The organism is Bacteroides sp. 3_2_5, assembly GCF_000159855.2.
Taxonomy (GTDB): Bacteria; Bacteroidota; Bacteroidia; order Bacteroidales; family Bacteroidaceae; genus Bacteroides; species Bacteroides fragilis.
This window is the reverse complement of sequence record NZ_JH636043.1, coordinates 265,602-283,236: the sequence shown is the minus strand read 5'-3', so window position 1 is coordinate 283,236 and position 17,635 is coordinate 265,602. Positions and strand designations below refer to the sequence as shown.

Genomic DNA, 17,635 nt, shown 5'->3' with positions numbered 1-17,635 from the left:
TCAGGTATGGCAGGAGTGGGAAGAATCAATGCTTCCGGTCTGTTGTATAATTCTTTTATATACAGCCGGATGAAGGAAATAACGTATATCTTTTCCGGTAGCCAGGGCTTCTCTGATGAAGGTAGAACTGATTTCGAATATGGGAGAATCTGCTACGTGTACGTTCGGGGGTAACTGTGACTTATCTACAGAGAATCCCGGACGGGGATAAACGAGTATCTTATTTTCTGAGACGATACGTTCCGATTCGAACCATCGGTCAAATACCATCCAATTGTCAGATCCTATTATCAACTGGAATTCTCTTTCGGGATATTCTTGTTTCAGGCGATTGAGCGTATGGATCGTATAAGAAGGACGGGGCAGATGAAATTCGAAATCGGATACCCGGAATCGCGGATATCCCTCAATAGCAAGCTGTACCAGTTGCAGACGCAGTTCGTCCGGCCATAAATCAGCCTGATTCTTGAAAGGATTGTGCGGGGTGACCATAAACCAGACTTCATCCAGCCCTTCAAACTCGCACAGATAGTTGGCCAGTGCCAGATGTCCGATGTGGATCGGGTTGAAAGAGCCGCTGAAGATTCCGGTTTTAGTCTTTGCCATATGCTATAATCACGAATAAGAGAGTAGGAGATTATTCAGTATCGATGCCCAGAAACTCTTTAATCACTTTCAATGCGTGTGCCTTGGCTGTTTCCAGGTCGTCATTAATGATAACCTTATCAAATTTCGGAGCAAAGCTTAATTCATATTCGGCTTTGGCTATCCGACTCTCGATCACTTCGGGAGTATCTGTTCCGCGTCCGATCAGACGGCGGCGCAGTTCGTCAATGCAGGGAGGCTGGATAAAAAGCGAAAGCGCCCGTTCACCATAATATTTCTTGATGTTACAGCCACCTACGACATCTACATCGAATACAACATTTTGTCCGGCAGCAAGCTGTTTTTCTACCTGTGCTTTCAGAGTGCCGTAGAACCGGTCGGTATATACTTCCTCGTATTCCAGGAATTCATTGTTTGCAATGCGTTGACGGAATTCATCGGGAGAGAGGAAAAAATATTCTACTCCATGCTTTTCGTTTCCCCGGGGGGGACGACTGGTGGCTGAGATCGAGAATGCAAGATTCAACTTTTGAGCCAACAAATAATTTATGATTGTTGACTTACCCGATCCGGAAGGAGCAGAAAAGATGATTACTTTGGCTTCACCCGTTTGGTGTGGGGTGGTTATTCTTTCAGTTGGGTTCATAATCTATCGTTATTACATCACATTCAGCACCTGTTCTTTGATCTGCTCCAGTTCGTCTTTCATCTGTACCACGATTTTTTGCATTTCAGCGTGGTTCGATTTACTGCCGAGTGTATTGATCTCCCGTCCCATTTCCTGAGCGATGAATCCCAGCTTTTTACCTTGTCCGCTGCCACTTTCAAGCGTACTGATGAAGTATTTCAGATGATTGCCCAAACGTTGTTTCTCCTCGTTGATATCGAGTTTCTCGATGTAGTAGATCAGTTCCTGTTCGAGACGGTTCTTATCATAGTCCACATTGAGTGTTTTCTCCAGTGCATCGGTGATACGTTCTTTAACCTTATCTACCCGTTCTTTTTCATAAGGGGTTACCGATTCGAGCAGACGATGGATATTCGCGATTTTTTCCCGGAACTTTTTTTCCAGAGCAGCACCCTCTTGTTTCCGGAAATCGACTAAATGTGAAACAGCCTCTTTGACTGCTGCGTACACTATTCCCCATTCTTCCTCACTCAACTCCTGTGTTTCGGTGCGGGTCATTACATCCGGCATACGGAGTAAAGTCTGAAACCAGTCAGTAGGTACTGCAATGTGGAGGTTTTCGGAGATAGCTTTGATTTGGTTGTAATATCCTTCTACCAATACTTGGTTGATGGGAGTGGCAGCGTCTGCACACTCTTTCTTTTCCACCCAAAGGCTGAAGTCAACTTTTCCACGTTCCAGCACACGTGCAATTTCATTGCGGATTTCCATCTCTTTTTCACGGTATGCCGGTGCGATACGTGCCGACAAATCCATCGCTTTGCTATTAAGCGATTTTATCTCTACGTTAATCTTCTTATCGGGAAGTTCGGCAGTTGCTTTGCCATATCCCGTCATGGATTGTATCATATTACCAAAAGTTTTGTGCAAAAATACGGGATAATTTTAAGATAATCGCTGTAAATGGATAAAAAAGACATCTTGGTTAGAAGAAACTGTTTTGAATTTTCTGCCATAATAATCTTAGAATCCGGTATTTCGATAACGAAGGTGCGGCAACCGAACACATACGAAAAAGGTTCTTCTTCAAATTGGGTGGCAAGTTTTCTTTTACTCATGGAATCTAATTCAGTTTTCGGAAGTGTAAGCCCTCGTTTATAGTTGACAAAAAAGCAAGTATCCCGGCTTTCGCCCGAAGAGTCCATCCGTGAGATAAAGAAGCGAACCTCAGACTAAACCATCTAAAAATCAACACTTTTAAAAAGTAAGATCTCTGTCCTCAAAAGCTTTGTTTTAACACAGTGTTAAAACTTGTTCTTTGGATGTGAATAAAAAGTTCTTTAAATGCAAAAGACTTGTTATTTGCGCACAAGAACCTGACAACCTGCAAAAGGCGTTAACAATGTTAATTGAAGAAAGGTATAAGGATGAAGATACCGGTTCAAACGGCGTAAATTCACTTCCTAAACTTGAGTTATAAGTTGGGGTATCCAGTTCTACGTTCCTAAAATCGCAGTATCGAACGCCCTTGTTGTTAATGTAATACTCTGAAATTTAATGCTTTAGTAAGTAAGATAGTCTTTTGGAAATTTGCATATTCCATTAGTTGATAGTAACTATTTCGAACATTCTGCCTTTTGAACGGGAGAAAGCGATGTGATCCTTATCCGTTGGGTCTGTTTGTTAATGTGATCGAGAGGCCCGTCAGACTTGCGAATAATAGAAATAGTATATAGTAGTGTATCTGTTTCATTGCAGGTTTTAAAACTTGTTATATTTGTCTTTTGCTTGTATAAAACAGTCTGATAAAGTATGTAAAAACTTAATTTAATGCAATGATTTTGAAGGGAAATGCGCTTTATTTATATCTCGGTGCGGTAATCTGAAAATAATCATGTAAATTTGCGTCAATTTAATAATCTGATTCTTATGTCGTGTATCCTACATATTGAGACTTCTACCGCCGTTTGTTCGGTAGCAGTAAGTGAAGACGGGCAGAATATTTTTGTGAAAGAAGACCTTAAGGGGCCTTCACATGCCGTTTCGTTGGGAGTATTTGTGGATGAAGCGTTGTCTTTCATCGATAGTCATGCCATTCCTTTGGATGCGGTAGCCGTCAGTTGTGGTCCCGGATCGTATACCGGGCTTCGCATTGGCGTTTCGATGGCAAAGGGTATTTGTTACGGACGTAATGTCCCGTTGATCGGTATCCCGACATTGGAAGTGTTGAGTGTACCTGTGCTGCTTTATCATGAATTGCCGGAAGATGCATTGCTATGCCCGATGATTGATGCACGGCGGATGGAGGTATATGCGGCTATCTATGACCGTGCGTTGAATGTGAAGCGTGAGATTTCCGCCGATATCGTGGACGAGAATTCTTATCTTGAATATCTGGAACAGCATCCTGTCTATTTCTTTGGAAATGGAGCCGCAAAGTGCCGTGAAAAGATTACGCACCCCAATGCGCATTTTATAGATGATCTTCATCCGTTGGCAAAGATGATGTTCCCGCTTGCAGAAAAGGCCGTTGCAATCAACGACTATAAAGATGTGGCCTATTTTGAGCCTTTCTATCTGAAAGAGTTTGTGGCTTCGCAACCCAAGAAGTTACTTTAATGCTTTTCACTCCTTATTTGATTTACTATTTTTAAAATATAATTTAACTACATGCAGTATAATACTCAACAGAAAAGAATGCCGCTGCCGGAATATGGTCGCAGTATCCAGAATATGGTTGACTTTGCGTTGACTATCCAGGATCGTTCCGAACGTCAGCGTTGTGCCAATACCATTATCAATATCATGGGTAATATGTTTCCCCATTTGAGAGATGTACCCGATTTCAAGCATAAATTATGGGATCATCTGGCTATTATGGCCGACTTTAAGCTTGATATCGATTATCCTTACGAGATTATCCGTAAAGACAATCTGGTAACGAAACCGGATCCGATTCCTTATCCAAGTACTAAGATCCGCTACCGCCACTATGGTCGTACATTGGAAATATTAATCAAAAAAGCGTGTGAATTTCAGGAAGGGGATGAAAAGAAGAATCTGGTAGCCCTTATCTGCAATCACATGAAGAAAGACTATATGGCATGGAATAAAGATACGGTAGACGACCGGAAAATCGCCGAAGACCTGGCCGAATTCTCGGGAGGCAAATTGCAGATGGATGACGAGATTCTGCGTCTGATGTCTGAACGTATTGCTCAGAACTACCGTCCACGTACGAATAACAACAATAACCAGAGAAATAATAATCAGAGAAGAAAATTCTGATCAAAGTGATTATTAGCATTATCATTAACCACTAATCACCTCGAAACATGGCTTCATTTGTAATCGAAGGAGGGCACAGACTTAGTGGGGAAATTCATCCCCAAGGTGCCAAAAACGAAGTGTTGCAGATTATCTGCGCTACATTGCTTACTGCCGAAGAAGTAACAGTGAATAACATTCCGGACATCCTGGACGTCAATAACCTGATTCAGTTAATGCGGGATATGGGCGTGACGGTTGCAAAAACAGGTGTCGATTCGTATAGTTTTAAGGCCGCGAATGTCGATCTGGCCTATTTGGAAAGTGACAACTTCCTGAAGAAGTGTTCCAGCCTGCGGGGATCTGTGATGCTGATCGGTCCTATGGTCGCCCGTTTCGGTAAAGCCATGATTTCAAAGCCGGGAGGAGACAAGATCGGGCGTCGGCGTCTGGATACGCATTTTATAGGAATCCAGAATCTGGGAGCCGATTTTACTTATAATGAAGAGCGGGAAATATACGAAATTTCGGCCGAAGAATTGAAAGGTACATCTATGTTGCTCGATGAAGCTTCTGTGACCGGAACTGCCAATATCGTGATGGCCGCTGTACTAGCCAAAGGTAAAACGACGATTTATAATGCGGCCTGTGAGCCCTATCTGCAGCAGCTTTGTAAGATGCTGAACCGGATGGGAGCGAAGATCAGTGGAATTGCTTCGAACTTATTGACTATCGAAGGAGTGGAGGAACTTCACGGTACCGATCACACTGTGTTGCCGGATATGATCGAGGTGGGTAGCTTCATTGGTATGGCTGCCATGACCCGTAGCGAAATCACAATCAAAAATGTGTCATACGAAAATCTGGGTATTATTCCCGAAAGTTTCCGCCGTCTGGGTATTAAACTCGAACAGAGAGGAGATGATATTTTTGTTCCGGCACAGGATTGCTATCAGATCGAGTCGTTTATCGACGGTTCCATCATGACCATTGCCGATGCTCCCTGGCCGGGACTGACTCCGGACTTGTTGAGCGTCATGCTGGTAGTGGCTACCCAGGCAAAAGGTAGTGTACTGATTCATCAGAAGATGTTCGAGAGCCGTCTTTTCTTTGTCGATAAACTGATCGACATGGGCGCACAGATTATTCTTTGCGATCCGCACCGTGCGGTTGTTATCGGACATAATCATGGATTTACTTTGCGGGGAGGCAATATGACCTCTCCGGATATCCGTGCCGGTATCGCTTTGCTTATTGCAGCTATGAGCGCCGAAGGTATCAGCCGGATTCATAACATCGAGCAGATAGACCGCGGATATCAAAATATCGAAGGTCGACTCAACGCTATCGGTGCAAGAATTACACGAATATGATAAAAAGAGAAGATGTATACAAGATAGGCTTGTTCAATAAGCCACACGGCATACACGGTGAATTGTCGTTCACCTTTACCGACGATATTTTCGATCGGGCGGATTGTGATTATCTGATTTGCCGGTTAGATGATATTTTTGTTCCTTTCTTTATAGAAGAGTATCGTTTCCGGTCCGATTCCACAGCTTTGGTGAAACTCGAAGGTGTAGACACTGCCGAACGTGCCCGTATGTTCACCAACGTGGAAGTTTATTTTCCGGTGAAACATGCCGAAGAAGCCGGTCCCGGGGAGTTGTCCTGGGATTTCTTTGTCGGATTCCGGGTGGAAGATGTCCGTCACGGTGCTTTGGGAAAGGTGACGGATGTGGATACGTCTACCGTTAATACACTGTTTGTAGTGGACCGTGATGGCGATGAATTGCTGATTCCTGCACAAGAGGAATTAATTGCCGGTATCGATCAGAAGCACAAAATCATTACAGTCGATTTGCCCGAAGGCCTGCTGTCTTTGGACGAGTGCGATGATGAAGAAAGTTAAATAGCATAAAGAAACAGACGGCAAGTAAAGCGAAATGCTTACATTTGTCGTGATATTCTATAATAATGCCGAAAAAGAAACGTAGTAAAGCCTTTTGGAACAATATCAAGTTCAAGTATAAACTCACTATCATCAACGAGAATACACTCGAAGAGGTGGTGGGACTTCATGTATCCAAGCTGAATGGTCTTTCCGTGTTACTTTCGGTTCTGACCGTGCTTTTCCTGTTTGCCGCTGCCATTATCACTTTTACTCCTTTACGCAACTATTTGCCGGGATATATGAATAGTGATATTCGTGCTCAGGTTGTGGAAAATGCCTTGCGGGTAGATTCTTTGCAACAGTTGGTAGACCGTCAGAATATGTATATCATGAATATACAGGATATCTTCAGCGGCACCGTGCGGGTGGATACTGTACAGTCAATGGATTCATTGACCACCATGCGTGAAGATTCGCTGATTGCCCGTTCCGAACGTGAAGAAGCTTTCCGTCGTCAATATGAAGAGACCGAAAAATATAATCTGACCTCTATTACCGCACAGCCCGATGTCAACGGACTGATTTTTTATCGTCCGACCCGTGGCATGATTTCCGATCATTTTGATGCCGAAAAGAAACATTTTGGAACCGATATTGCCGCCAATCCCAACGAAAGTGTATTGGCCACTTTGGACGGTACAGTCATATTGAGTACCTATACGGCCGAAACCGGTTACCTGATCGAGGTACAGCATAACCAGGATTTTGTATCAGTCTATAAACATTGCGGTTCGTTGCTGAAGCGTGAAGGCGATACTGTGAAGGGAGGTGAAGCTATTGCCTTGGTTGGGAATAGCGGAACGCTCACTACCGGTCCGCATCTTCATTTTGAACTTTGGCACAGAGGACGGCCGGTTAATCCTGAAAAATACATTGTATTCTAATAATGAACGAGATAAAGAAGAAACAAATAGCTATCTTAGGTTCTACGGGTTCTATTGGTACCCAGGCCTTGCAGGTTATCGAAGAGCATCCCGAACTGTACGAGGTGTATGCACTGACTGCCAATAATAAGGTAGATCTCCTGATAGCCCAGGCACGTAAGTTTATGCCTGAGGCTGTAGTTATAGCCAATGAAGAGAAATATGCCCAACTGAAAGAGGCTCTCAGCGACCTGCCTGTTAAGGTGTATGCAGGTGCTGCCGCGTTATGCCAGATTGTAGAGTCCGGCCCTATCGATGTAGTCCTGACCGCTATGGTGGGGTATGCGGGATTGAAGCCGACCATGAATGCCATTCGTGCCGGAAAAGCCATTGCCCTTGCCAATAAAGAGACACTGGTAGTTGCCGGAGAGTTGATTAATCAGTTAGCCCGGCAATACCGTACACCGATTCTTCCTGTCGATTCCGAACATTCGGCAGTATTTCAGTGTTTGGCCGGAGAGGTAGGCAATCCGATAGAGAAAGTTATCCTGACTGCTTCCGGAGGTCCTTTCCGTACATGTACTATGGAACAGTTGAAGACTGTGACAAAAGTACAGGCTCTCAAACATCCGAATTGGGAAATGGGAGCTAAGATTACTATTGATTCTGCCTCGATGATGAACAAGGGGTTCGAAGTGATCGAAGCCAAATGGTTGTTTGGCGTACAGCCCGGCCAGATTGAGGTGGTGGTACATCCGCAGTCGGTTATTCATTCGATGGTGCAGTTTGAGGATGGAGCAATAAAGGCCCAGTTGGGAATGCCCGATATGCGTCTGCCCATTCAGTATGCTTTCTCTTATCCCGATCGCATCAATTCGTCTTTCGACCGGCTTGATTTTTCGAAATGTACGAACCTTACTTTTGAGCAACCCGATACCAAGCGGTTCCGTAATCTGGCATTGGCCTATGAATCGATGTATAGGGGAGGGAATATGCCTTGCATCGTAAATGCGGCCAACGAGGTGGTTGTGGCGGCTTTTCTTCGTGATGAAATCAGCTTTCTCGGCATGAGTGATGTGATAGAACATACCATGGGGCAGGTGTCTTTCGTACAGACTCCTACTTACGACGACTATGTGGCAACCGATGCGGAAGCACGCCGGATTGCCCGTGAATTAATATGTAAATAAATAAATTGTAAATAATCTGATGGAAACATTTTTAATCCGTGCCCTGCAATTGATTATGAGCTTATCTTTGCTCGTCATCATTCACGAAGGAGGGCACTTTCTCTTTGCCCGCCTGTTCAAAGTACGGGTAGAAAAGTTTTGTTTATTCTTTGATCCTTGGTTCACACTATTTAAATTTAAGCCAAAGAAAAGTGAGACAGAATATGCTGTCGGTTGGTTACCTTTAGGGGGATATGTCAAAATAGCCGGAATGATTGACGAATCGATGGATACCGAGCAAATGAAGCAACCGGAACAGCCGTGGGAATTTCGTTCTAAACCTGCGTGGCAGCGCCTGTTGATTATGGTGGGAGGTGTGTTGTTCAACTTCCTTTTGGCTCTGTTCATCTATTCAATGATTCTGTTTAAGTGGGGTGATCAATACATTCCCGTACAGAAGGCCCCATTGGGTATGGACTTTAATGAAACAGCCAAAGCGGTGGGATTTCAGGACGGAGATATTTTGTTGTCTGCCGACGGAGTCGATTTTGTACGCTACGATCCCGATATGCTCAGCCAGATAGCTGATGCCCGGGAGGTAACGGTGTTGCGTGAGGGTAAGAAGGCATCTGTATATATCCCTGAAGATATGATGCAGCGTCTGTTGGGTGACAGTGTTCGCTTTGCCGAATTCCGTTTCCCCTATGTAGTCGATAGTGTGATGGTCAATTCACCTGCAGCCATGGCCGGTATCCAGCCGGGCGACAGTATCATTGCTCTCGACGGAAAGCCGGTTTCTTATACAGACTTCCTGGCAGCTATGGCTGAAAGAAGACAAAATGCGAAAGCGTTACAAAATGACAGTATCAATCCGCACCAGATCTCATTGACTTATGTGCGTGACGGAAAGACCGATGTATTGACTTTGACTACGGATTCAGCTTTCAAAATAGGAGTAGCGGTCAATCCATATACGGATCAACTTCTTCCTGTAATCAGGAAAGAGTATGGTTTCTTTGAATCCTTCCCGGCCGGTGTAGCATTAGGAGTGAAGACTTTGAAAGGCTATGTAGGCAACATGAAATATCTTTTCTCAAAAGAGGGAGCTAAACAATTGGGCGGTTTCGGAACCATCGGAAGCATCTTCCCTGCAACCTGGAATTGGCATCAGTTCTGGTATATGACGGCATTCTTGTCTATCATCCTTGCTTTTATGAATATTCTGCCTATTCCTGCGTTGGACGGCGGACACGTCTTGTTCCTGTTCTATGAAATCATTGCCCGTCGCAAACCGAGTGATAAATTTATGGAATACGCACAAATGGCGGGTATGATTTTGTTGTTCGGCCTTTTGATTTGGGCTAACTTCAATGATATATTGAGATTCTTCTTCTGATAGGAGAGTTCTCGGAAAAGTATTTTTTACCATAGGCTACTCAGGTTTTCAGGGGGGGATCTATTCGGATAACTCCTGTTCAATAACTAAATCTGAGTAGCCTGTGGTGTTTTTAGGGTATGTCGCTTTATATTTTCAGCATCTTTTTTTCTCTTTCCAGATCCGATTCATCCAGTTTGGGTGAGGGTACCGTACAAGTCTTGATATAGTCTCCTTCCTGGCATGTATAATTATAATAGATCTCTTCTTCAGGGGTCAGTTCCGATCTGGAGATTAACTTTCCTTCCATTTTCAGGAACTCGTCTATGTCTGTGCTGTCCGATTGCTTCACCAGGACAATTCTCCGGGCTATCGGGTTATGGTTATAGTCCAGACAGAGATATAATCCTTTCAGCATATGCGGAAACTCATAATGGGGTAATTGCAGATAGATGGTTACCAGGGCAAACTGCGGAAGTTCCCGTTCATTGAACATCAGGTATGAATTTTGATGATTACTGATAATGCCACTTCCCCAGTGCACGGATTTATAGGCATTGATCATGCCTACTTTCACATAATCATTGTTTTCTGATGCACAGATCAGATAGGGTTCTGCCTTGAGACTGTCTGTCGATGAAGAAAGGCTGTAGCTCAGGTACGTGCCACTGTAATTGTAGACTTCCCCCACAGATTCCTGCATTTCCTTTTCCAGTAATTTCAGAAAAGCATTTCCTGTTATGTTGGCTTCCTGATTGGGTTCCAGATCGAAGAGCCGTTCTTTCATTTCTCCCAGATTGCCGAGCAGCCGTTTCTTCGACACATTGTTTACCAGTGCCAGTGCCTCGTCCAGAGCCTCTTCCCGGGGCTTGGTCTTTTGCAGGTTCAGATAGGTGGGCAGCACACTGGAGTAGAGTGCGGACAGCACACTGGGAGCCATGTGTATCCAGTCGGCTATTTCTTTCATTTTCACTCCGTTGTTACGGAGATATTCGATTCGTTTGTATATATCTTCCAGTTCGTTCATAAGTACATCGACGCATTGTTTACATTGCAAATATATGACTTTTGGATTATATAATCATGATATGAATGTTACATTAATATTTCGGAAGAAATGTGCGGAATATGAATGAAATGAATCATGCGGAATTCATTTTTGCTCTGTACGGGATGCCCTACTTTTGCATCAGATTCAAAAACAAGGAAATTATAGACATAAAATGAAAAAGATTGAATGTATCATTATGGACTGGGCAGGAACGGCAGTCGATTACGGATGTTTCGCTCCGGTGGCTGCTTTCATCAAGGCTTTTGCCGGGAAGGGACTCACGATCGATGTCGAGCAGACTCGTAAGCCTATGGGGTTACCGAAAATTCAGCACATCCGTGAATTGCTGACTATGCCCGAAGTAAACGAACAATTCATAAACCGTTATCGACGTGCCTGGACAGAGGAGGATGTCGTAGAACTGAACCACCTGTTCGAGAAATATCTTTTTGCTTCACTGAAAGAGTATACCGATCCTATTCCGGGTGTGATCCCTACGTTGGAGAAGTTGCGTGCCGAAGGACTGAAAATAGGTTCTACTACAGGCTATACCCGCGAGATGATGGATGTGGTACTGCCCGAGGCACAGGCCAAAGGATACCGGGTGGATTACTGTGCCACTCCGAATCTGCTGCCCGCCGGTCGTCCTGCTCCCTATATGATTTTTGAGAATCTCACGAAACTGGCGGTTCCCGATCCGGATACAGTGGTGAAGGTAGGCGACACCATTGCCGATATTCAGGAAGGTGTACATGCCAAAGTATGGAGTGTGGGAGTGGTTCTCGGAAGTAACGAGATGGCACTCACCGAAGAAGAGACGCACGCCTTGCCGGCTGCCGAACTCGAGAACCGTATTGCTGAAGTGAAACAACGTATGCTGGCTGCGGGAGCCTCGTATGTCATTCGAAGCATTGAAGAACTTCCCGCACTGATTCAACTGATTAACTCAAAACTAAATCATTAATCGATATGAAACCTTATTTGTTATTGACCCCCGGACCACTTACTACCTCAGAGACTGTAAAGGAAACCATGATGACCGACTGGTGTACATGGGATGAAGACTATAATTTGCACATTGTCGAAGCATTGCGTAAAGAGCTGGTCGGCATTGCTACCCGCAATACGGAAGAGTATACATCTGTTCTTTTGCAAGGAAGCGGAACCTATTGTGTAGAAGCCGTGATTGGTGCTGCCATCGGTAAGAATGATAAACTTCTGATTTGCAGTAACGGTGCTTATGGTGACCGGATGGGGAATATTGCCGAATATTATCATATCGACTACGAGCTCCTTGCTTTTGATGAAACGGAACAGGTATCGGTAGACTATGTGGACGACTATCTGAGCAATAATTCAGATGTTACTCATGTGGCCTTCGTTCACTGCGAAACGACTACCGGTATCCTGAATCCGTTGAAGGAGCTGGCACATGTAGTGAAGATGCATGGCAAGAAACTGATTGTAGATGCTATGAGTAGCTTTGGAGGTATCCCGATGGATGTTAGTGAGTTGGGAATCGATTTCCTGATCAGCAGTGCCAATAAATGTATCCAGGGAGTTCCGGGATTCGGATTTATCATAGCCCGCCGTTCGGAACTGGTGCGTTGTAAGGGAGTAGCCCGTTCTCTTTCTCTGGATATTTACGACCAGTGGGAAACGATGGAAAAAGGGCATGGTAAATGGCGTTTTACTTCACCGACCCATGTGGTGCGTGCTTTCAAGCAGGCCCTTACCGAACTGATTGAAGAAGGTGGAGTGGAGGCCCGTCACCGGAGATATTGTGAGAATCACCGGGTACTGGTAGAGGGTATGCGTTCACTCGGTTTTGTAACTTTGCTCGATGACGCGATCCAGTCACCTATTATCACTTCATTCTTGTATCCGAAAACCGGATTCGACTTTAAGGCCTTCTATACCGCCCTTAAATCCAAGGGGTTTGTAATCTATCCCGGAAAAATTTCAAAAGCGGATACTTTCCGTATCGGTAATATCGGAGATGTACATCCGGAGGACTTTGCCCGTCTAGTGGAGGTGGTTAGAGAGACTGAGTACTAAATTTTTCATTCATTGATTGACATGGAGGTGGCTTCAAGAAACTTATATTCACCACAAAATAACACGGATTTGCACAGATCAATATTATGAATAGCTTAAGCTCTTTCTGTGTCACTTTGTGTTACTCTGGCTTCCGGTGGGACGATATACGTGGATTGAGATGGTTATCGGGGCTTCGTCTTTAATGTGGAGGGTTGTGAAAGCCGCATGCTGCTTACCACTGCTGCGACAAACGCAAATCCGCTGCCGGCTATCAGACAGACCGCCGTACTCTTCTCGTGTACTACAAAACTGAAGAGCAAAGCAACCAGTGTCGTACCGAATGTCTGTCCCAAGAGCCGTGCCATACCCAACATTCCGCTGGCTCCTCCCGAACGTCGGGTAGGGGCGGAAGAGATGATTGTACTGTTGTTCGGTGTCTGGAAAAGACCGAAACCTGCACCACAAAGCATCAATCGCAGGATGATGCCGGTGACCGATGAATCCGCCGTTAATGTAGACAGAGAGTAAAGTCCGATACAGAACAATGCCATCCCGATGCTGCCCAGTATGCCGGGATGAATGCGTTCCACCAGATATCCGGCTGCCGGTGCTGTCACCAGTGTGGCTATAGGCCAGGGAGTTAACAATAGCCCGGTCATGACCTCGCTGTATCCCAAAAAGTTTTGCAGGAAGAAGGGTAAAGAGACCATTGCCAGCATTTGAGCGGTGAACGAACAGATACTGGTAAGAATGGAAAGCCTGAAAATGGGAATTCCCAACAGGTCGAGGGGAAGGAGAGGAGACGGTTGGTTCAACTGTCTGCGCACATAATAAGTCCCGACAACTGCCAATACAGCAAGTTGTATCACTATATAATCATTGTTTTCGTGGTGGGCAAATCCATCCAAAGTATAAATCAGGAGCCCGAAGGTGATTGCATTGGCTATGGCACTCAGCTTGTCGAATTTTCTGTTTGAACGTTCCTCTTTTCGGGGCAGGTACTTTAATCCCAAAGTCAGGGCAACTAATCCGAGAGGGACGTTGATAGCGAATAGCCAGTGCCAGGAAGCGACAGATAGAATTCCGCTGGCTACCGAGGGGCCGGCTGCTGCCGATATGGCCACTACCATGGCATTGATCCCCATTCCCCGGCCGATTTGTTTTCGGGGGTAAATCGTACGTAACTGAGCCGTGTTGACGCTGGTAATGGCCGAAGCACTGAATCCCTGGAAAATGCGGGCAATGGTCAATGTCCAAAATGAATGGGACAAAGCGCAGATCAGGGAAGTGACGATGAACATAGCTATTCCCGAAAGAAATATTTTGCGGTATCCATAAATTTCTCCCAGTGACGAGAATGAAAGCAAAGAGATGACAATGGCAAGCTGGTAGCCGTTGATAATCCAGGTCGTGACTGCCGGAGAAGTTCCGAAGTCGTGAGAAAGTGTCGGGAGTACCACGTTGATAATGTTGATATCGAGTACCGACATGCATAAGGCAAAAGAAATACCGACAACTGCCCATATACGGTGCGGGAGAGGAAGGCCGTCTGTTTCGTCAACTACCGGAGTTTGTGTATGTAGAATCATAAAGAACTTTTTTATGGAAGTGCTACAAAAATAAACAAAATCGGACTTTTTCGGTTGGGGGAGGTAGTGATATATAAGTTTTTTTACACATTGAAACTTGATGGGGAGGGAGTGGAAGGTCGTCTTCACCACAGATTTCACAGATCGACTTCCAATGTTATTGTTGATAGTCCGTCCGATAAACCATTGATATTTGTGCAATCTGTGGTGCTTTCGACGCTTGTTTATTTATATCTATTTCAGTTTGATAATCCGCTGATTACTGCTTCCTCTGAATTCCAGATGCGGTGAATAAAGTTCCTGTTTGAAGCGCCCGTCCACCAGTACATCTATGTAGGGCAATATGGCTGCCAGTTTCGGATCCGATTCTATTTCCTCGTAAGTATATCCTGTGTAGCACCAGATATTCTGTCCCGTTTCTGTTTTTACTCTCCGGATGACAGGCAAAAATGCTTCCGGATCATAAAAAGGATCGCCCCCGGAGAAAGTCACTCCGTCGAGCAACGGGTTCGAGTTTATTTCGCGGATGATGGAAGCCAGCCGTCCTTCGGACAGTTCCTCACCGGCTTGCGGGTTCCAGCTTTCCGGGTTATGACAACCCGGACAGCCGTGCCTGCATCCTGCCAGATAGATCGAATAGCGGATACCTTCTCCGTCAACGATTGTTTCGGGATACGTGTACAAGATGTTCATGATTCCTTATCCGTGCTTTACACGGTCTTTTTCTTCTGCACGTTTGGCCGAATTCCATGAACTCAAGTCTCCGGTCAGGTAGCCTGTGATGCGGCGCATGCGCAAAATATTCTCACTTTGGCATACCGGACATTTATCGTAGATCACGCCCTTGTATCCGCAATTGTGGCAGGTATCCACCGGATGATTGATTGAGCCGTAGCCGATTCCTTCGTCAAACATAACTTTTACGATCTTGGCAATGGCGCGTACGTTTTTCTGGGCTTCTCCGTCCAGTTCCACATAGGTGATGTGTCCTCCGCGGGTGATGGCGTGGAACGGAGCCTCTCTTTTTATTTTCTCTACAATGCTGATCGGTTCTTTTACATCCACATGGAAAGAATTGACATAGTAATCGTTGTCTGTCACTCCTTTGATTTTTCCGTATTTACGGCGGTCCATACGGGTGAAACGTCCCGAAAGTCCTTCGGCCGGTGTAGCCAGTACCGAATAGTTCAGGTTGTATTTGGCTTTGTATTCATCAGCCACCTTGTTGATTTCCAGCACGGCTTCATAAAGGGTGTCCCATGCCTTCTGGCTGTGTCCGTGTCCCTCTCCATAGAGAGCCACCATGGCATTGTGTCCGCCCAGGAAGCCGATACCCAGCGTACCACTGCGCAGCACGTCGCCTACTTGTTCGTTCGGGTTCAGGGCAGCTCCTCCTTTCCATACATCATTTCCCATCATGAAGGGGAATTGGCGTGCCAGGGCTGTACGCTGATATTGATATCGCTCGTAGAGTTGTTCGGCTATCAAGGTAGCCGTTTCATGTATCGATTCGATGAAAATTTCTTTAGCCTTTCTCTCGACGGCATCTTTATTGTGTCCGTCCTCCGTCATGTTTTCTGCTTTGATACGGGCTTCGATGGCCAGGCGAGGCATGTTCAGCGTGGTGAACGAAAGGTTTCCGCGTCCCAAAGACGATTTCTCGCCGGCTACATTCTCAAACACACGCGTGCGGCATCCCATGGTGGCCAGTTCGTAACGGTAACGTTGCGGGTCGTTGGCGTCCCATTTTTCGTTTTGGTTGAACGGGGCATCCAGGAACATAAAGTTAGGGAAGAGTGCTTTTGCCGTAGTGTGGCAAGCTTTCAGGAACAAGTCGAAGTTGGGTGCTTCAAATTTTAATTTACCTTCCATGGCAGCATCGAAATTAGCCATAGCCTTTTCATAATCGGCTTCTGTGTACGATACTCCGTTTTTTATCTTGAATATCTGAATGGGGAACACCGGCACTTCTCCCCTTGTGCCCAGTCCCTCTACGGTTGCTTTCAGCAATTCTTCAATCACCATGCGTCCTTCGGCCGAAGTGTCTGTTCCATAATTGATCGAACTGAACACTACCTGGTTTCCGCCGCGTGAGTGCATTGTGTTCAGGTTATGGATAAAGCCTTCCATGGCCTGGTGCGTATCTTTCTGAGTCTGCACAAATGCTTTCTCTATAATTTGGTTCAGATGTTCTTTGTCGATATTGATCTGTAGGGCAGTCAGAGCCATGCGCAGCGTTTCGCGTTCCAGTTCCGATGCTTTGATGGACGACAGATGTTCGGCAATCACTGTACGGATAGCCTTTTCTTCTATCTCTTCACCCTTGTTCATCTGTACATAGAAGCTGATGAATGATGCCAGGTGTTTACGGAATGATTTGCTCACACCTTTTGCCATAAAGAAGTCGAATGCCGGTATGGCCTGACCTCCGTGCTGTTCATTCTGGTTAGTCTGGAAAATAATGGTAGCCAGGGTAGCATAGCTTTGAATGCTTTGCGGGGTACGTATACTGCCGTTTTTGGTGCGGAATCCACGTTCGAAGAGGTCATCCATGTCATATTGGATGCAAGTCGTCGTTTTGGTAGGATAGTAATCCAGGTCGTGGATGTGGATGTCTCCCAGTTGGTGGGCTTCGGCAAAACGTTTCGGCAACAGATATTTATATGTATAGTCTTTGGTTACTTCCGAGGCGAATGTCATCATCTGTCCGGCGGGAGTATGACTGCTCATATTGGCGTTGCTCAGGTTGACATCGTTTTTGTCAATGGCTACGATACCGTCCATCACATGCTTCATCTGGGTCTTTTTGTCTCGTTCGGTATTTCTCCATTCCCGATAGATGATGTACTTTTTGGCTACTTCCGGACGAACCTTCATCAGCTCTTTTTCTACCAGGTCCTGAATTTCTTCTACCGTAATGGTAGGAGATGCAAATTGTCCGATTACATTCATCGTGATGTCAGCAATCAATTGCTGTTCATCATTGATTCCTGTGGCACTAAACGCTTTTGATACAGCGTTCTTGATTTTACTGATGGAGAAGTCCTCCCTTTTACCATCTCGTTTGATGATACAAATTTCCGCGTAGTTCAT

16 protein-coding genes are annotated in these 17,635 nt (G+C 45.3%); 9 read left to right on the top strand and 7 right to left on the bottom strand.

Translation table 11 applies throughout. The features are described from left to right. From nadD to BSHG_RS18795, 3 genes are read right to left on the bottom strand one after another with little or no spacing between them, the layout of a single operon-like run. The gene (gene nadD / locus BSHG_RS18785; RefSeq protein ID WP_005790594.1) at positions 1 to 606 is read right to left on the bottom strand and encodes a nicotinate (nicotinamide) nucleotide adenylyltransferase; all 606 of its coding nucleotides are present in this window, start codon (positions 604 to 606) and stop codon (positions 1 to 3) included. Between the two features lie 31 nt (positions 607 to 637). Then, the gene (gmk, locus tag BSHG_RS18790) at positions 638 to 1,252 is read right to left on the bottom strand and encodes a guanylate kinase (protein ID WP_005797929.1); all 615 of its coding nucleotides are present in this window, start codon (positions 1,250 to 1,252) and stop codon (positions 638 to 640) included. A gap of 12 nt (positions 1,253 to 1,264) precedes the next feature. Next, complete coding sequence (locus BSHG_RS18795) at positions 1,265 to 2,143, bottom strand: YicC/YloC family endoribonuclease (RefSeq protein ID WP_008769918.1); 879 nt, start codon at positions 2,141 to 2,143, stop codon at positions 1,265 to 1,267. 1,020 nt (positions 2,144 to 3,163) lie between these two features. On the opposite strand from BSHG_RS18795, the gene tsaB reads away from it, so the two are divergent. The 7 genes from tsaB to rseP all read left to right on the top strand — a co-directional run bounded on the left by tsaB (position 3,164) and on the right by rseP (position 9,883). Next, the gene (tsaB, locus tag BSHG_RS18800; RefSeq protein WP_005790587.1) at positions 3,164 to 3,853 is read left to right on the top strand and encodes a tRNA (adenosine(37)-N6)-threonylcarbamoyltransferase complex dimerization subunit type 1 TsaB; all 690 of its coding nucleotides are present in this window, start codon (positions 3,164 to 3,166) and stop codon (positions 3,851 to 3,853) included. 51 nt (positions 3,854 to 3,904) lie between these two features. Then, the gene (locus BSHG_RS18805; RefSeq protein WP_005790584.1) at positions 3,905 to 4,522 is read left to right on the top strand and encodes a DUF4290 domain-containing protein; all 618 of its coding nucleotides are present in this window, start codon (positions 3,905 to 3,907) and stop codon (positions 4,520 to 4,522) included. 47 nt (positions 4,523 to 4,569) lie between these two features. After that, on the top strand, positions 4,570 to 5,874 hold the full coding sequence (murA, locus tag BSHG_RS18810) for a UDP-N-acetylglucosamine 1-carboxyvinyltransferase (protein WP_005790583.1): 1,305 nt from the start codon (positions 4,570 to 4,572) through the stop codon (positions 5,872 to 5,874). Further along, a complete protein-coding gene (gene rimM / locus BSHG_RS18815; protein ID WP_008657443.1) occupies positions 5,871 to 6,413 on the top strand; it encodes a ribosome maturation factor RimM in 543 nt (180 codons plus the stop codon). The genes murA and rimM overlap by 4 nt, the downstream gene beginning before the upstream one ends. Before the next feature lie 65 nt (positions 6,414 to 6,478). Next, positions 6,479 to 7,339, top strand: coding sequence for a M23 family metallopeptidase (locus BSHG_RS18820; RefSeq protein ID WP_005817352.1), 861 nt, complete (start codon positions 6,479 to 6,481; stop codon positions 7,337 to 7,339). A gap of 2 nt (positions 7,340 to 7,341) precedes the next feature. Next, the gene (locus BSHG_RS18825; protein WP_005802379.1) at positions 7,342 to 8,508 is read left to right on the top strand and encodes a 1-deoxy-D-xylulose-5-phosphate reductoisomerase; all 1,167 of its coding nucleotides are present in this window, start codon (positions 7,342 to 7,344) and stop codon (positions 8,506 to 8,508) included. Positions 8,509 to 8,527: 19 nt separating this feature from the next. Further along, complete coding sequence (gene rseP / locus BSHG_RS18830; RefSeq protein ID WP_005790574.1) at positions 8,528 to 9,883, top strand: RIP metalloprotease RseP; 1,356 nt, start codon at positions 8,528 to 8,530, stop codon at positions 9,881 to 9,883. 127 nt (positions 9,884 to 10,010) lie between these two features. Here the strand turns inward: rseP and BSHG_RS18835 are convergent, their stop codons facing one another. Continuing rightward, positions 10,011 to 10,889, bottom strand: a complete 879-nt coding sequence (locus BSHG_RS18835) for a hypothetical protein (protein ID WP_005790572.1) — start codon at positions 10,887 to 10,889, stop codon at positions 10,011 to 10,013. A 196-nt stretch (positions 10,890 to 11,085) separates the two neighbouring features. Here BSHG_RS18835 and phnX point away from each other — a divergent pair, with 196 nt between their 5' ends. After that, complete coding sequence (phnX, locus tag BSHG_RS18840) at positions 11,086 to 11,877, top strand: phosphonoacetaldehyde hydrolase (protein ID WP_005797923.1); 792 nt, start codon at positions 11,086 to 11,088, stop codon at positions 11,875 to 11,877. Between the two features lie 5 nt (positions 11,878 to 11,882). Beyond that, positions 11,883 to 12,971: a 2-aminoethylphosphonate--pyruvate transaminase gene (locus BSHG_RS18845; RefSeq protein ID WP_005790568.1), complete on the top strand. Its 1,089-nt coding sequence runs from the start codon at positions 11,883 to 11,885 to the stop codon at positions 12,969 to 12,971. 164 nt (positions 12,972 to 13,135) lie between these two features. On the opposite strand, the gene BSHG_RS18850 is transcribed toward BSHG_RS18845, so the two are convergent. The 3 genes from BSHG_RS18850 to BSHG_RS18860 form a co-directional block, all read right to left on the bottom strand. Then, positions 13,136 to 14,542, bottom strand: a complete 1,407-nt coding sequence (locus tag BSHG_RS18850) for an MFS transporter (protein ID WP_008657439.1) — start codon at positions 14,540 to 14,542, stop codon at positions 13,136 to 13,138. 234 nt (positions 14,543 to 14,776) lie between these two features. Continuing rightward, the gene (nrdG, locus tag BSHG_RS18855) at positions 14,777 to 15,235 is read right to left on the bottom strand and encodes an anaerobic ribonucleoside-triphosphate reductase activating protein (RefSeq protein ID WP_005790564.1); all 459 of its coding nucleotides are present in this window, start codon (positions 15,233 to 15,235) and stop codon (positions 14,777 to 14,779) included. Between the two features lie 6 nt (positions 15,236 to 15,241). Continuing rightward, on the bottom strand, positions 15,242 to 17,635 hold the full coding sequence (locus BSHG_RS18860) for an anaerobic ribonucleoside triphosphate reductase (RefSeq protein ID WP_005790561.1): 2,394 nt from the start codon (positions 17,633 to 17,635) through the stop codon (positions 15,242 to 15,244).

Excerpts from the sequence above, each read along its gene's own strand:
- nadD (WP_005790594.1), bottom strand. The coding sequence starts at position 606 with ATGGCAAAGACTAAAACCGGAATCTTCAGCGGCTCTTTCAACCCGATC.
- nrdG (WP_005790564.1), bottom strand. The coding sequence starts at position 15,235 with ATGAACATCTTGTACACGTATCCCGAAACAATCGTTGACGGAGAAGGT.
- murA (WP_005790583.1), top strand. The coding sequence starts at position 4,570 with ATGGCTTCATTTGTAATCGAAGGAGGGCACAGACTTAGTGGGGAAATT.
- BSHG_RS18795 (WP_008769918.1), bottom strand. The coding sequence starts at position 2,143 with ATGATACAATCCATGACGGGATATGGCAAAGCAACTGCCGAACTTCCC.
- rseP (WP_005790574.1), top strand. The coding sequence starts at position 8,528 with ATGGAAACATTTTTAATCCGTGCCCTGCAATTGATTATGAGCTTATCT.
- BSHG_RS18805 (WP_005790584.1), top strand. The coding sequence starts at position 3,905 with ATGCAGTATAATACTCAACAGAAAAGAATGCCGCTGCCGGAATATGGT.
- BSHG_RS18845 (WP_005790568.1), top strand. The coding sequence starts at position 11,883 with ATGAAACCTTATTTGTTATTGACCCCCGGACCACTTACTACCTCAGAG.
- phnX (WP_005797923.1), top strand. The coding sequence starts at position 11,086 with ATGAAAAAGATTGAATGTATCATTATGGACTGGGCAGGAACGGCAGTC.
- gmk (WP_005797929.1), bottom strand. The coding sequence starts at position 1,252 with ATGAACCCAACTGAAAGAATAACCACCCCACACCAAACGGGTGAAGCC.
- tsaB (WP_005790587.1), top strand. The coding sequence starts at position 3,164 with ATGTCGTGTATCCTACATATTGAGACTTCTACCGCCGTTTGTTCGGTA.
- BSHG_RS18835 (WP_005790572.1), bottom strand. The coding sequence starts at position 10,889 with ATGAACGAACTGGAAGATATATACAAACGAATCGAATATCTCCGTAAC.
- BSHG_RS18860 (WP_005790561.1), bottom strand. The coding sequence starts at position 17,635 with ATGAACTACGCGGAAATTTGTATCATCAAACGAGATGGTAAAAGGGAG.
- BSHG_RS18820 (WP_005817352.1), top strand. The coding sequence starts at position 6,479 with ATGCCGAAAAAGAAACGTAGTAAAGCCTTTTGGAACAATATCAAGTTC.
- BSHG_RS18825 (WP_005802379.1), top strand. The coding sequence starts at position 7,342 with ATGAACGAGATAAAGAAGAAACAAATAGCTATCTTAGGTTCTACGGGT.
- rimM (WP_008657443.1), top strand. The coding sequence starts at position 5,871 with ATGATAAAAAGAGAAGATGTATACAAGATAGGCTTGTTCAATAAGCCA.
- BSHG_RS18850 (WP_008657439.1), bottom strand. The coding sequence starts at position 14,542 with ATGATTCTACATACACAAACTCCGGTAGTTGACGAAACAGACGGCCTT.